A 12,526-nucleotide genomic window follows, 5' to 3' on the forward strand; every position below is an offset into this window, starting at 1 on the left:
CGCAATGCTAGGAGGGTGGCGCGCGGGCCGGAAGAGGTTGACCGTGATCAGCCATCCGTTCACCCCGTTGCACTAGCCGATTGGCCGAAAACCGACGTGTCCGGACATGCGCAGGGGCGGCACCGGCCTGCGGTGCCGCCCCTGGGAGCGCGTCAACAAGGAGGCGTCAGAAGGCGATCCGCACCTTGAGCGCCGAGCGGTCGTCCATCGCCCGGTAGCCGTCCGGAACACCGTCGAGGTCCACCGTGCGGTCGAAGACCAGGCCGGGCTCGATGGCGCCGGAGAGGACGTCCGGGAGCAGCTCCGGGATGTACGCGCGGGCCGGCGCGACCCCGCCGTTCAGCGAAACGTTTCGGCCGAACATCTGACCGATGTCGACCCCGGCGCTGCCGCCGTGCGGCACACCCACGTAGCCGACCGCGCCGCCGTCCCGGGCGATCGAGACGGCGGTGCGCATCGACTCCTCGGTGCCGACCGCCTCCAGCACGGCGTGCGCGCCCTGGCCGCCGGTCAGCTCCCGGACCGCCTCGATCGCGGCATCGCCGCGCTCCGCCACCACGTCGGTGGCCCCGAAGCGCCGGGCCAGGTCGGTGCGGGCGGTGTGCCGGCCGAGCGCGATGATCCGCCCGGCGCCGAGCCGGTGCGCGGCCAGCACGCCGCACAGGCCCACCGCACCGTCACCGACCACCGCGACCGTCGAGCCCGGCCGGACCTTCGCGGAGACGGCGGCGTGGTGCCCGGTCGCCATCACGTCGGAGAGCGCCAGCAGACCCGGCAGCAGCTTCTCGTCGCCCTGCGCCTCCTTGGGCAGCTTCACCAGCGTGCCGTCCGCGAACGGGACGCGCACCGCCTCGCCCTGCCCGCCGTCCGAGCCGACCTGGCCCCAGAAGCCGCCGTGCGGGCAGGAGGTCTGCAGCCCTTCGCGACAGAAATCACACGTGCCGTCCGACCAGACGAACGGCGCGACCACCAGGTCGCCGGCCTTGAAGCCGCGCACCTCGGCACCCGCCTCCTCGACCACGCCGAGGAATTCGTGCCCGATCCGCTGCCCGGCGACCCGCGCCGCGACACCGCGGTACGCCCACAGGTCGCTGCCGCAGATGCAGGCGTTCACCACCCGCACCACCGCGTCGGTCGGGTGCTGGACGACCGCGTCCGGCACCTGCTCGATCCGGATGTCGTTGGGGCCGTGGATCACGGTGGCGCGCATGAGGGTTCGTCCTTCGGAGAGGCGCCCGCGGGGGTGTTGCGGGCGGCCGGCAGATATTCGACCAGATGTACGACGAATACTCCGCCCACTCTATTCCGGCCCGCCCCGTCCATCATTCCGAGCGCCCCCGGCCCCACCCGTTTCGCGGTCCGCCCCCGTCCGCGGGCCTTATTCTGTTGGACCATGTACGCGATCCAGCCCGAGACGCCCGGCGCGGTACCGCGGACGGCTCCCGTCCCGGCCCAGCGCTCCGCCGCCCCCGCCGAGGGCTTCGCGGTCGTGGACGTCGAGACCACCGGCCTCGGCCGCACGGACCGCGTCATCTCGGCGGGCGTCTACCAGCTGGACGAGGACGGCACCGTCACCGACCACTGGTACACGCTGGTCAACCCCGAGCGCGACCCCGGGCCGGTCTGGATCCACGGCCTCACCACCGAGCTGCTGACCGGCGCGCCCACCTTCCCGGAGATCGCCGAGGAGTTCGCCGAACGGCTGCGCGGCCGGGTCATGGTCGCCCACAACGCGCTCTTCGACTGGAACATGATCTCCCGCGAGTTCTCCCGGGCCGGCCTGCGCGCACCGGTCGACCAGCGGATCTGCACCATGGTGCTGGCCCGTGACCTGCGGCTGCCGCTGCCCAACGGCAAGCTGTCCTCGCTCGCCCAGTACTTCGGCGTCCACCAGCAGCACGCGCACAACGCGCTGGACGACGCCCGGGTGCTCGCCGAGGCGTTCCGCCCCAGCCTGCACCTGGCCCGTCAGGGGGGCGTCCCGCTGCCGCTGCAGGCCTGCGTGGCCGTCACCGACCTCGGCGAGGACCAGCCCGCCTCCCCCGCCCGCGGCAACTGGACCGGCTCCTCCTACCGCCAGGCCCGCAAGCGCGCCGCCTGCCCGTACCCGAACCCCGGGCGCTGGGAGGACGGCAAGCCGCTGGTCCAGGGCATGCGGGTGGCGTTCACCGGCGACACCGCCACCGACCGCGAGCTGCTGGAGGACCGCGCCGTCGAGGCCGGCCTGCACATCGCCACCTCGGTGAGCCGGCTCACCAGCCTGCTCGTCACCAACGAGCCGGGCAGCTGGAGCGGCAAGGCCCGCAAGGCCCGCGAGGTCGGCACCCCCGTGGTCGGCGAGGACGCCTTCCTCCAGCTGCTGCGCGAGGTCGCCCCGCACCCCGGTGCGTGAGCCGGTTGTGAGGTGGGCGTACCGTGCCCATGTGTACCGTTTTCTGCTCTCCCGGCGCTGGCTGATCACCCTGCTGATCGCCGTGCTGCTGATCCCCACCACCATCCGGCTGGGGTTCTGGCAGCTGCACCGCCACGAGGCACGGGTGGACCGCAACGAGCTGATCGCCCAGGCCCTCACCGACCGGCCGGTTCCGTACGACACCCTGTCGGCGGAACCCGGCTTCGCGGTCCCCAAGGGGCTCACCTGGCGCGCCGTGACGGCCACCGGGCAGTACGACCCGGCGCACGAGTTCGTGGTCCGCAAGCGGACCGACTCCAGCGGGGACAAGGTCGGCTACTTCGTGGTCACCCCGCTGGTGCTCGCCGACGGCAAGGGCACCGTCCTGGTCAACCGCGGCTGGGTGCCGTCCGGCGCCTCCGCCGCCGCGTACCCGGAGATCCCGGCCGCACCGTCCGGCGAGGTCGCCCTGACCGGCCGGCTGCGCGCCGACGAGGTCGCCACCGGCAGCATCAAGGACCGGGCCGGCCTGCCGGACCGGCAGTACACCCTGATCAGCACCGCGCAGCAGGCCAAGGAGACCGGCGCCGCCCTGCTCGGCGGCTACCTGGAGCTCACCGCCACCGCCCCGGCCCCGGCCGACCAGCCCGAGCTGCTGCCCGAGCCCAACCACTCCGACATCGGCCCGCACATGGCGTACGCGATCCAGTGGTGGCTGTTCACCGCGATGATCCCGGTCGGGTTCTGGGTGATGGTCCGGCGCGAGGCGAGGGACCGGCGCAAGGAGGCCGCCGAGGCCGAGGTGGCCGCGGTCGCCGTCCCGGCCTGAGCCCCGGCCCCGCCGCCGGCACCAGGCCCCGCCGCCGGGTCCGGGTCCGGGTCCGGGTCCGGGTCCGCGGGACGGCCTACAGGACGTCCGCGAGGTCGCGCAGCAGCCGGGCCTTGGCCCGCGCCCCGACCACGGACTTCACCGGCTCACCGCCCCGGAACACCATCAGCGTCGGCATCGAGAGCACCCCGTACGCCGCCTGGGTCTCCGGGTTGCGGTCGACGTCCAGGCTCACCACGGTGAGCCGGTCCGCCTCCTCCCTGGCGATCTCCGCCAGCACCGGCACCATCTGCCGGCACGGCGGGCACCAGTCCGCCGTGAAGTCCACCAGCACCGGCCCGTCGGCCGCCAACACCTCGGCGGCGAAGGTTTCGTCCGTGACCTCCGCCACGCCCGCGATCTGCACCATCGTCTAGCTCTCCTCCCACTCGACTGCCGACTTCGCGGCCCACTCGCACTGCGGCGGCTCTCCGACGGCCCCGGCCGCCAGCTCGTCCCGCTCCCGCTCGGCCCGGGCGAACTGCCCGGCCACCTGGGTGCGGACCTCCTGGAGCCGGGTGATGCACTCGTCCAGCTCGGCCAGCTTCTTCCGGTAGACCTCCAGCGAGGCCGGGCAGGAGTCCCCGTGCGGGTGACCTGCCTGCAGGCACTCGACGAACGGCCTGGTCTCCTCCAGGCCGAAACCGAAGTCCTGCAGGGTGCGGATCTGCCGGAGCAGCCGCAGGTCCTCCTCGCCGTACGCGCGGTAGCCGTTGCCGGCCCGCCGGGCCGGGAGCAGCCCGAGCTGCTCGTAGTACCGCAGTGCCCGGGTGGTCGTCCCCGCCCGCTTCGCCAGCTCACCGATCCGCATGACCGAATCCTCGCCCTTCCGACCGCTGTTCGAGGGCCGCCGGGAACGACGGTAGACCTTGACGTCCGCGTCAACGCCAGGGCGGCCGCCGGCCGGCCGGGGCCCGGGACCGCGTCCGCACTACCTCCCGCCCGTCCTCACCCGGCAGGATGGCCCCATGGATCTTGGACTGCAGGACAAGGTGTACGTGGTCACCGGCGCCACCCGGGGCCTGGGCTTCGCGACCGCCCGTGAACTGGTCGCCGACGGCGCGCGGGTGCTGGTCAGCGGCCGCAGCCGAGAGTCGGTCGACGCGGCCGTCGACGCGCTCGCCGCCCTCGCCGGCGGTGCGGACGCGGTGCACGGCCTGGTGGCCGACAACTCCGCCCCGGAGACCGCCGAGCGGCTGGTCGGCGGGGCCGTCGAGCGGTTCGGCCGGCTGGACGGCGTGCTGATCAGCGTCGGCGGGCCGCCGGCGGGCCCGGTGGGCACCGTCCCCGAGGAGGCCTGGCGCGACGCCTTCGAGTCGGTCTTCCTCGGCGCCCTGCGGCTCGCCCGCACCGCCGCCGGGACGCTGGGCGAGGGCGGGGTGATCGGTTTCGTGCTCTCCGGCTCGGTCCGCCAGCCCATCCCGGGCCTCGGCATCTCCAACGGGCTGCGCCCCGGTCTGGCGATGGCCGCCAAGTCGCTCGCCACCGAGCTCGGCCCGCGCGGCATCCGGGTGGTCGGCCTGCTCCCGGCCCGGATCGACACCGACCGGGTGCGCGAGCTGGACTCGCTCGGCGGTGACGCGGACGCCGCCCGCGCCCACCACAGCGCCGCCATCCCGCTCGGCCGCTACGGCACCCCGGAGGAGTTCGGCAGGGTCGCCGCGTTCCTGCTCTCCCCCGCGGCCTCCTACCTGACCGGTGTGATGATCCCGGTCGACGGCGGCGCGCTGCCCGGTCTCTAGGCGGACCTCGGGTCCGTCGCGCCGGCCGCGCGTGGAGGCATCCGCCCGGCGCGCGGCCGGCGGATCCGCCGGCCGGTCAGATCACGCGCGGGGTCCGGCGCCGTCCGCGGCGCCGCTTGGTGACCTCCGGCTCGGCCGCCACCACCCGGATCCGCAGGTCCGCGGGCAGGTCCGGCAGGCCGAGGCTGACCCGCGCGTCGGTGCGCGGGCCGGTCTCGAAGTGCTCGGCGAGCGCGGCCGGGTCACCGCCGGGCGTCATCCGGACGGCCGCCCGCAGCCGGGGGTGCCGGGGCCCGCGCAGCAGCCGGACGCCCACCCGCTCGACCTCGGGGAGCGCGACCGTTCCGGTCTCCAGCGCGTCCTCCAGCGCCCTGGTCCGCAGCCGAAGCCGCAGCCCCGGCGCGCCCGGGGTCGGCACCACAACGGTCGCGGGCCCGCTCCGCCGCAGCTGGGCGGCCAGCCACCAGGCGGTCCCCACGACCACCACGGCCAGCCCGGCGATCACCGTCGGCCACCACCAGGCCTCGTCCACCCAGCGGGTCCGCGACTCCGCGCCGACCACCGGCCGGTCCGGCGAGGTGAGCGGCCACCAGCCCGGCGGGTCGGCGCCCAGCCGCCGGTACAGGTCGAGTCCCCCGGCCAGCACCAGCAGCCCGACGGCCAGCAGGACCGCCCCGGCCGCGCCCACCAGCACCCGGTTGACGGTGCTCCGGCTCACGCGTGCCCACCACCCTCCACGGCCGAGCCCTCCGCGCCCTCCGCGCCCTCCGCTCGCCCGCCGGACCCGCGCCGGCGCCCGCGCCTGGTCCGCACGTCCAGCTGCAGCGGCCGGGCGAGGGTGACGAGCTCCAGCTCGTCCCGCAACTGCCGCTGCACCGAGGCCGGGTCGGCCGGGCCGGCGAGGGTGATCCGGACCCGGCGGCGGCCGGTCCGGACGGTCAGGCGCTCGATGCCCGGCAGGTGGGCGGCGCGGTCGGTCAGCAGCGCGGTCACGCCGGACCGGTCGATGACGGCGTGGGTGCCACCGTGCGGGCGGAGCGGGAGCCAGCGGCTCAGTCCGGGGGCGAGGGCGAGCCAGAGGAGCCCGCCGCCGAGCAGCACGGCCGCACCGGCGCCGACCAGGACCCAGGTGTCGTCGAGGTGCCGGGTGGCCAGTTCGTCGGCGATCTCGGCCCGCCAGCGGCGGGCGGCGTGCCCGGTGCGGACGGCGACCACGTCGTAGAGCAGCGCCACGGCGGCGATCAGCACCACCGTCGCCACCACGACGGCGGCCGTGGTCCGCGACGCCCGCAGCCGGGGCACCTTGGCCGCGGCCGGCCCGGCCCCCGAGGGCCGCTCCCCGGGCTCCGCCTTCGTCCCGTTCTCCCCGAGCTCCCCGGGCTCCCCTGTCTCGCTGTCCTCGGCGGTCCCGGCGGTCCCGGCGGGCTCCGCGGGCGGCGTCGCCGGCTCCCCCTGCGTCATCCCGCTCCCTCGGTGACCAGCCGCTCGACGACGACCACCACCCCGGTGACCCTGGTCCCGGTCAGCGCGCCGACCTGCGCGGTGATCCGGTCGCGGACGGCGCGGGCGAGGGCGGCGAGGTCGGCGGGGAACGGCAGGTCGACGGCGACCCGGACGGTGACGGCGGCGGGGGACGCGGCGGACGCGAGCGGTGCGGCCGACGAGGTGACCGAGACCCGTGGCGGCTCGCCCGGCCCGTCCCGGCCCTGCCGGGCCTCGGCGAGCGCCTCGCGGGCGGCCCGGGCGGCGATCCGCGCGTAGACGCGGTCGGCGATGCGCAGCCGGCCGCGCGCGCCGGGTTCACGGGCGGCGGGCGCCGGGACGAGGGCCGCCATCAGCGGCGCCGGTCGCGGCCGCGCAGCAGGTCGCCGAGGTCCCCGAGTTCGATGTCGCCCTCCAGCAGGCGCCCGACCACGAATCCGACCACTCCGAGGGCCGCCACCAGCAGGAACGCCGCGAACCCGCCGAAGTAGCCGGCGAAGCCGAGGGCCATTCCCACCACCAGGCCGACGATGGCCAGGCTCATCCGTTCCACCTCGTCTTCCGCCGCCCGCCGCTCCGGGCGTGCCGCCGCACAGGGACTACTTCAGCTTGGGCCGCTGGCCGGAGGAGGGGAGCTCCTCTTCCTCCTCCTCGACGTCCGGCTCGTCGGGCAGGTGGACGTCGTTGACGGCGATGTTGACCTCGACGACTTCGAGTCCGGTCATCCGCTCGACCGCGTCGATGATGTTCTCCCGCACTTGGCGGGCGAGTTCGGGGATGACGACGCCGTACTCGACGACCAGCGCGATGTCGATGGCGGTCTGCTTCTCCCCCACCTCGGCCTTGATGCCGCGTCCGACGTTGGCGCGCCCGCCGGGGACCCGGTCGCGCATCGCGGCGAAGGTCCGGGAGAGGCCAGAGCCGAGGGAGTGGATGCCGGAGACCTCGCGGGCCGCCATCCCGGCGATCTTCTCGACCACGCCGACGGCGAGCGCGGTACGGCCGCGTTCGCCGACCCGCTCGGTTCCGGCGGCAGCCGAGGAGGCGCCCGGGTGGGCACCGGGATGGGCACCGGCGGAGAGGTTCTTGTGCAGGGTGGCGGGCGTCGGAGTGTCAGGCATGGGCTCATCTCCCGTCGTACGGCTCCAGCTATATCGCAAATCGCTCCAACTCTGGCATTTCGCCACGATTCCCGCCCCCGGAGCCGTCCGGGACGACGAGGGCCCGGCGCCGGGGTCCACCCCGGGCGCCGGGCCCTCGTCGTACCGCGGGCGACGGTCAGTCGCCGATGCCGGCCAGGTCGCGCAGGCGCCGGGCCTGGGCCGCCCGTTCGGCCGAGCGCTGCTCGTCGTAGGAGCGGCCGCCGGCCCCCTGGAGCAGGGCCTTGGTCTCGATCACGGCGCTGCGCGGTGCGCCGAGCAGGGCGGCGGCGAGGTCGCGGGCGGCGGCGTCCAGCTCGTCGGCGGGGACGGCCAGGTTGGCCAGGCCGATCGCGGTGGCCTCCTCGGCTCCGACCCAGCGGCCGGTCGCGCAGATCTCCAGCGCCCGGGCGTAGCCGACGAGGTCGGTGAGCGGCTTGGTGCCGGCGAGGTCGGGGACGAGGCCGAGCGAGGTCTCCTTCATGGAGAACTGGACGTCGTCGGCGACCACCCGCAGGTCGCAGCCGAGGGCGAGCTGGAACCCGGCGCCGACGGCGTGGCCCTGGACGGCGGCGATGGTGACCAGGTCGGGGCGGCGCCACCAGGTGAAGGCCTCCTGGTAGCCGGCGATGGTCTCGTCGAGCTCCTTGGGCTCGGCGGCGGCCAGTTGGAGGAAGCTGGGTTCGCCGGGGATGCCCTCGGGGGTGAACATCGCGCGGTCGAGGCCGGCCGAGAAGGAGACGCCCTCGGCGCGGAGCAGCACCACCCGGACGGTGCCGGGCAGGTCGCGGCCGGCGGCGGCCAGGGCGCGCCACAGGGCGGGCGACTGGGCGTTGCGCCGCTTGGGCTGACAGAGGGTGACGACGGCGAGGGCGCCGTCGATCTCCAGGCGGACGCCGTCCTGCTCCCGGCTCGGGGTCTGCGGATCGGCGGCGGGAGCGGTCATGAAGGGACCTCCGGTGGCGAGGGTGCTTGGCTACCGGAGAGTAACAAAACTGGCGGAGCAGCGGCAGGGGCCCGCGCGAAAGGAGCGCGCGGCCGGGCCGCGCGCCGGTCGCGGGCATGACGATCGGCGGCCGGTCCGCTCTGACCGCGGGAGGACGATCCTCAGTCGCCTCCCCGGCCGGCGCCCTGCCGCCGAGTCATCCGTCCATTGACTGACGGAGCGTCAGGAACCTGCCCCGGCAGTAGCTTTGTTCTTGCCCCGCGTGGCACCACCGCGGCCCCGGAGAATCACTCCGGACTCGCTCAGCATCCGGTGCACGAAGCCGTACGAGCGACCGGTCTCCTCCGCGAGAGCGCGAATGCTCGCCCCGGAGTCGTACTTCTTCTTGAGATCGGCCGCGAGCTTCTCACGCGCGGCACCGGTCACCCGGCTGCCCTTTTTCAGAGTCTCGGCCACCCGTGCCTCCTCGTAGCGTTGCTCGGTCAGATTCCCATGATCACCCATCCACCGCGTCCTGGCCACCCATTCGACAAGGTCCATGTCGGGAATGCGCGGTCCTTCGGTGGTGATCCGAGCGCACAAGGGCGCTCACGCAGAGTGCACGCCCCCGGTCGAATACCGCCGTCCGGCGAGAAAGGGCTGATCAGCAGCCTCGGCCCGGCCACGATCGAGTGGCGGTCTGACGGAAGCTCCTCAAACGGAATACAGGACCTCTTCATTCCCGGACACGCCGAAGGGACTAGTTTTCCTGGTCCAAAAAGTGGATGGAACGTCTAGTTCCGGCCGGACGGACAATCCGATGCCCGGCCGTCCGTACGGGCGACCGGGCATCGGGGGGCCGGCGGAATCAGGCCGACAGGATCGGAGCGGTGGAATCGGGCCGACGGATCGGGCCTGCAGCTCAGGCCGACGGATCAGGGCCGACGGATCAGGGCCGAGGGATCAGGCCAGCGAGACCAGGTCGTGGTAGGCCGGGCTCCAGAGGTCCTCCACGCCGTCCGGCAGCAGGATGATCCGCTCCGGCTGGAGCGCGTCGACCGCGCCCTCGTCGTGGGTGACCAGCACGACCGCGCCGCTGAACTCGCGCAGCGCGCCGAGGATCTCCTCGCGGCTGGCCGGGTCCAGGTTGTTGGTGGGCTCGTCGAGCAGCAGCACGTTGGCGCTGGAGACCACCAGCGAGGCCAGCGCCAGCCGGGTCTTCTCGCCACCGGAGAGCACCCCGGCCGGCTTGTCGACGTCGTCGCCGGAGAACAGGAAGGAACCGAGGATCTTGCGGATCTGGACCAGGTCGGTGTCGGGCGCGGAGGAGCGCATGTTCTCCAGCACCGTGCGCTCCGGGTCCAGGGTCTCGTGCTCCTGGGCGTAGTAGCCGATCTTCAGGCCGTGGCCCGGGATCACCTCGCCGGTGTCCGGCCGCTCCACCCCGGCCAGCATCCGCAGCAGCGTGGTCTTGCCCGCACCGTTGAGGCCGAGCACGACGACGCGCGAGCCGCGGTCGATGGCCAGGTCGACGCCGGCGAAGATCTCCAGCGAACCGTAGGACTTGGAGAGGTCGCTCGCGGTCAGCGGCGTCTTGCCGCAGGGCGCCGGGTCGGGGAACCGCAGCTTGGCGACCTTGTCGCTCTGGCGGACCTGGTCCAGGCCGGAGAGCAGCTTCTCGGCGCGGCGGGCCATGTTCTGCGCGGCCACCGTCTTGGTCGCCTTCGCCCGCATCTTGTCCGCCTGCGCGTTCAGCGTGGCGGCCTTCTTCTCGGCGTTGGCCCGCTCGCGCTTGCGGCGCTTCTCGTCGTCCTCGCGCTGCTGCTGGTACTGCTTCCAGCCCATGTTGTAGACGTCGATGGCGGAGCGGTTGGCGTCCAGGTAGAAGACCTTGTTGACGACCGTCTCGACCAGCTCGACATCGTGCGAGATGACGATGAAGCCGCCCTTGTAGGTCTTCAGGAAGTCCCGCAGCCAGGCGATCGAGTCGGCGTCGAGGTGGTTGGTGGGCTCGTCGAGCAGCAGCACGTCGGAGTCGGAGAAGAGGATCCGGGCCAGCTCGACGCGGCGGCGCTGACCACCGGACAGGGTGTGCAGCGGCTGGTTGAGGATGCGGTCCGGCAGGCCCAGCGCGGCGGCGATGGTGGCGGCCTCCGCCTCGGCCGCGTACCCGCCCTTGGTCAGGAACTCCGTCTCCAGGCGCGCGTACTTCTTCATCGCGTTCTCCTGGGTGGCGCCCTTGCCGTTCGCCATCCGGTCCTCGTTCTCGCGCATCTTCTTCAGCACGGTGTCGAGGCCGCGGGCGGAGAGGATGCGGTCCTTGGCGAGGACGTCGAGGTCGCCGGTGCGCGGGTCCTGCGGCAGGTAGCCGACCTCGCCGGAGCGGGTCACCGTGCCGGAGGCCGGGATGCCCTCACCGGCCAGCACCTTGGTGAGCGTCGTCTTGCCGGCGCCGTTGCGCCCGACCAGACCGATCCGGTCGCCGGGGGCGACCTTGAAGCTCGCGGACTCGATCAGGATCCGGGCACCGGCACGCAGCTCAAGGGCGTTGGCGGAAATCATGGCTGGGGACTACTCCTGGGGCGTGGGCGGGCGCACGGACTGGGCACGGGCCGGGACGGCGGGGAAGGGGCGTCGGCGGAGGGTCGGCGGACCGCACGCGGCGGCGCCGCTCGCCCGCTAGTGCCCGGAGAGAACAGCCATGGCGGCAAGTCTACCGGGCCGCGCGAGCGGGCCCGGAGGACTACCGGCCGGGGGTACCCGGAGGGCCGGCTACCGCGGCTGCCGCCCGTCCGCCGGCGCCGCGCAGCTGCCCTCCGGGCGGACGGCGGCGAACGGCTCGGCCGCACTGCCGCAGGCCGCCTCGGGCGCGGCCGCGCGGGTGTCGAAGACCTTGGGGGCGACGATCGGGCCGTCCGAGATCAGCACCCGGCGGCCGTCCAGCGCCTTCATCGAGACGCCCGGGCCGGCGTTGAGCTGCCAGCCGGTGCTGTCCAGCCGGTAGCCGGAGATCCCGCCGGAGACCGGCTGGCCGGTGCTGTTGGAGCAGCTGCGCGGAACCAGCACCGCGAACTCGGTGGCCACCGTGCGGGTCGGGTCGTAGACGCAGTTGCCGGCCGGCTTGGAGTTGTAGCGCAGGTCGCCGTCGGCGTCCCGGAAGCCCATCGTCAGGTTGGGCGTGACCACCGCCACCCAGGGCGCGGACTGCTGGACCGTGCGCAGCGAGGCGGCCGCCCGCTCGGTCGCGAGCTGCTTGCGCTGCGCCTCGGTGCGCTTGTCGGCGCCGGGCTCGCCGTCCCCGCGCAGCCAGTCGGCCAGGCCGGGCACCGCGCGGTGCCAGCGCACCTCGTGGTCCCCGGGCCGCACCGAGGTGACCAGCCCGTCGTCCCAGACCACCACGGCGTTCTCGCCGGCCATCGACAGGTAGAGCGCGGTGGCGCCCTCCCGCTGGTACGACCAGGCGTGCTCCCCGGTGGCCTTGTGGTACGCCTCCAGGCCCGGCCCCACCTTCAGTTCGAGGTCGGCCGCGTCCAGCGTCCGCACGGCGTCCGGGCTCGCGTCCGAGGCGCCCGGTGCGGCCACCCGGTCGCCGAACGGGACCGGCTTGTTGGCGTGCGCGGCCGCACCCGCCACAAGGACCAGCAGCACCGCCAGGGCAGGCAGGATCGATCGGGGGCTGAGGGCGCGCGACTTCCAGGACACGGGCGGAGCGTACCTTTCACCGCCCGCGCGAGTCAGCCGGACTTTCCCGTACGGCCGGACGGCGGAACCCCGTCGACCGGTTTCGCGCGGTCCGGCCGGCGCCGTCCACCGACCTGCGCCGTCGGGGCCGGTGGCGCCCCAACCACCGCCCGGGCGGGCCGCGGCCGTAGGGCTCCCCGGGGCACGGGGACTGTTACAGAGGTGATACACGGCACACCGCCGGACGGCGTTCGAATACCGCCCACTTTAGGGTGACATTCGGCTTTTCCTCCGCCT

At 74.1% G+C, this 12,526-nt stretch carries 15 protein-coding genes; 3 read left to right on the forward strand and 12 right to left on the reverse strand.

The window, feature by feature from the left end; all coding sequences use genetic code 11:
* Nucleotides 1-166: 166 nt before the first annotated feature.
* The gene (locus tag AC067J_RS29875) at nucleotides 167-1,210 is read right to left on the reverse strand and encodes a zinc-dependent alcohol dehydrogenase family protein (RefSeq protein WP_478304389.1); all 1,044 of its coding nucleotides are present in this window, start codon (nucleotides 1,208-1,210) and stop codon (nucleotides 167-169) included.
* 183 nt (nucleotides 1,211-1,393) lie between these two features.
* On the opposite strand from AC067J_RS29875, the gene AC067J_RS29880 reads away from it, so the two are divergent.
* On the forward strand, nucleotides 1,394-2,392 hold the full coding sequence (locus AC067J_RS29880) for a DEDDh family exonuclease (RefSeq protein ID WP_478304391.1): 999 nt from the start codon (nucleotides 1,394-1,396) through the stop codon (nucleotides 2,390-2,392).
* Nucleotides 2,393-2,423: 31 nt separating this feature from the next.
* The gene (locus AC067J_RS29885; protein WP_478304393.1) at nucleotides 2,424-3,221 is read left to right on the forward strand and encodes an SURF1 family cytochrome oxidase biogenesis protein; all 798 of its coding nucleotides are present in this window, start codon (nucleotides 2,424-2,426) and stop codon (nucleotides 3,219-3,221) included.
* Nucleotides 3,222-3,297: 76 nt separating this feature from the next.
* On the opposite strand, the gene trxA is transcribed toward AC067J_RS29885, so the two are convergent.
* Together trxA and AC067J_RS29895 are read right to left on the reverse strand one after the other, a co-directional pair.
* Entirely contained in the window at nucleotides 3,298-3,630 is a 333-nt protein-coding gene (gene trxA, locus AC067J_RS29890; protein ID WP_478304394.1) for a thioredoxin, read from the reverse strand.
* Nucleotides 3,631-3,633: 3 nt separating this feature from the next.
* On the reverse strand, nucleotides 3,634-4,071 hold the full coding sequence (locus AC067J_RS29895; RefSeq protein WP_478304396.1) for a MerR family transcriptional regulator: 438 nt from the start codon (nucleotides 4,069-4,071) through the stop codon (nucleotides 3,634-3,636).
* A gap of 157 nt (nucleotides 4,072-4,228) precedes the next feature.
* On the opposite strand from AC067J_RS29895, the gene AC067J_RS29900 reads away from it, so the two are divergent.
* Nucleotides 4,229-5,002: an SDR family oxidoreductase gene (locus AC067J_RS29900; RefSeq protein ID WP_478304398.1), complete on the forward strand. Its 774-nt coding sequence runs from the start codon at nucleotides 4,229-4,231 to the stop codon at nucleotides 5,000-5,002.
* Between the two features lie 76 nt (nucleotides 5,003-5,078).
* On the opposite strand, the gene AC067J_RS29905 is transcribed toward AC067J_RS29900, so the two are convergent.
* The 9 genes from AC067J_RS29905 to AC067J_RS29945 all read right to left on the reverse strand — a co-directional run bounded on the left by AC067J_RS29905 (nucleotide 5,079) and on the right by AC067J_RS29945 (nucleotide 12,250).
* Nucleotides 5,079-5,720 carry an alkaline shock response membrane anchor protein AmaP gene (locus AC067J_RS29905; protein ID WP_478304400.1) on the reverse strand — a complete coding sequence of 214 codons (642 nt, stop codon included), beginning with the start codon at nucleotides 5,718-5,720 and terminating at the stop codon, nucleotides 5,079-5,081.
* The gene (locus tag AC067J_RS29910) at nucleotides 5,717-6,463 is read right to left on the reverse strand and encodes a DUF6286 domain-containing protein (protein WP_478304402.1); all 747 of its coding nucleotides are present in this window, start codon (nucleotides 6,461-6,463) and stop codon (nucleotides 5,717-5,719) included. The genes AC067J_RS29905 and AC067J_RS29910 overlap by 4 nt, the downstream gene beginning before the upstream one ends.
* On the reverse strand, nucleotides 6,460-6,837 hold the full coding sequence (locus AC067J_RS29915; RefSeq protein ID WP_478304404.1) for a hypothetical protein: 378 nt from the start codon (nucleotides 6,835-6,837) through the stop codon (nucleotides 6,460-6,462). Before AC067J_RS29915 ends, AC067J_RS29910 begins: the two co-directional genes overlap by 4 nt.
* A complete protein-coding gene (locus AC067J_RS29920; RefSeq protein ID WP_327681948.1) occupies nucleotides 6,837-7,028 on the reverse strand; it encodes a hypothetical protein in 192 nt (63 codons plus the stop codon). The genes AC067J_RS29915 and AC067J_RS29920 overlap by 1 nt, the downstream gene beginning before the upstream one ends.
* A 55-nt stretch (nucleotides 7,029-7,083) precedes the next feature.
* Nucleotides 7,084-7,605 carry an Asp23/Gls24 family envelope stress response protein gene (locus tag AC067J_RS29925; protein WP_478304406.1) on the reverse strand — a complete coding sequence of 174 codons (522 nt, stop codon included), beginning with the start codon at nucleotides 7,603-7,605 and terminating at the stop codon, nucleotides 7,084-7,086.
* 157 nt (nucleotides 7,606-7,762) lie between these two features.
* The gene (locus AC067J_RS29930; RefSeq protein ID WP_478304408.1) at nucleotides 7,763-8,569 is read right to left on the reverse strand and encodes an enoyl-CoA hydratase/isomerase family protein; all 807 of its coding nucleotides are present in this window, start codon (nucleotides 8,567-8,569) and stop codon (nucleotides 7,763-7,765) included.
* Between the two features lie 222 nt (nucleotides 8,570-8,791).
* Nucleotides 8,792-9,025 carry a helix-turn-helix domain-containing protein gene (locus tag AC067J_RS29935; RefSeq protein WP_030059940.1) on the reverse strand — a complete coding sequence of 78 codons (234 nt, stop codon included), beginning with the start codon at nucleotides 9,023-9,025 and terminating at the stop codon, nucleotides 8,792-8,794.
* A 486-nt stretch (nucleotides 9,026-9,511) separates the two neighbouring features.
* On the reverse strand, nucleotides 9,512-11,110 hold the full coding sequence (gene abc-f / locus AC067J_RS29940) for a ribosomal protection-like ABC-F family protein (protein ID WP_478304409.1): 1,599 nt from the start codon (nucleotides 11,108-11,110) through the stop codon (nucleotides 9,512-9,514).
* 210 nt (nucleotides 11,111-11,320) lie between these two features.
* Nucleotides 11,321-12,250, reverse strand: coding sequence for a hypothetical protein (locus AC067J_RS29945; RefSeq protein ID WP_478304411.1), 930 nt, complete (start codon nucleotides 12,248-12,250; stop codon nucleotides 11,321-11,323).
* Nucleotides 12,251-12,526: the final 276 nt, after the last annotated feature.

The sequence above is a fragment of the Kitasatospora sp. NPDC042419 genome, assembly GCF_056437345.1.

Bases quoted from the DNA above. Each gene is read 5' to 3' on its own strand.
- trxA (WP_478304394.1), bottom strand. From the start codon at position 3,630: ATGGTGCAGATCGCGGGCGTGGCGGAGGTCACGGACGAAACCTTCGCC.
- abc-f (WP_478304409.1), bottom strand. From the start codon at position 11,110: ATGATTTCCGCCAACGCCCTTGAGCTGCGTGCCGGTGCCCGGATCCTG.
- AC067J_RS29930 (WP_478304408.1), bottom strand. From the start codon at position 8,569: ATGACCGCTCCCGCCGCCGATCCGCAGACCCCGAGCCGGGAGCAGGAC.
- AC067J_RS29895 (WP_478304396.1), bottom strand. From the start codon at position 4,071: ATGCGGATCGGTGAGCTGGCGAAGCGGGCGGGGACGACCACCCGGGCA.
- AC067J_RS29880 (WP_478304391.1), top strand. From the start codon at position 1,394: ATGTACGCGATCCAGCCCGAGACGCCCGGCGCGGTACCGCGGACGGCT.
- AC067J_RS29900 (WP_478304398.1), top strand. From the start codon at position 4,229: ATGGATCTTGGACTGCAGGACAAGGTGTACGTGGTCACCGGCGCCACC.
- AC067J_RS29925 (WP_478304406.1), bottom strand. From the start codon at position 7,605: ATGCCTGACACTCCGACGCCCGCCACCCTGCACAAGAACCTCTCCGCC.
- AC067J_RS29920 (WP_327681948.1), bottom strand. From the start codon at position 7,028: ATGAGCCTGGCCATCGTCGGCCTGGTGGTGGGAATGGCCCTCGGCTTC.
- AC067J_RS29910 (WP_478304402.1), bottom strand. From the start codon at position 6,463: ATGACGCAGGGGGAGCCGGCGACGCCGCCCGCGGAGCCCGCCGGGACC.
- AC067J_RS29915 (WP_478304404.1), bottom strand. From the start codon at position 6,837: ATGGCGGCCCTCGTCCCGGCGCCCGCCGCCCGTGAACCCGGCGCGCGC.
- AC067J_RS29875 (WP_478304389.1), bottom strand. From the start codon at position 1,210: ATGCGCGCCACCGTGATCCACGGCCCCAACGACATCCGGATCGAGCAG.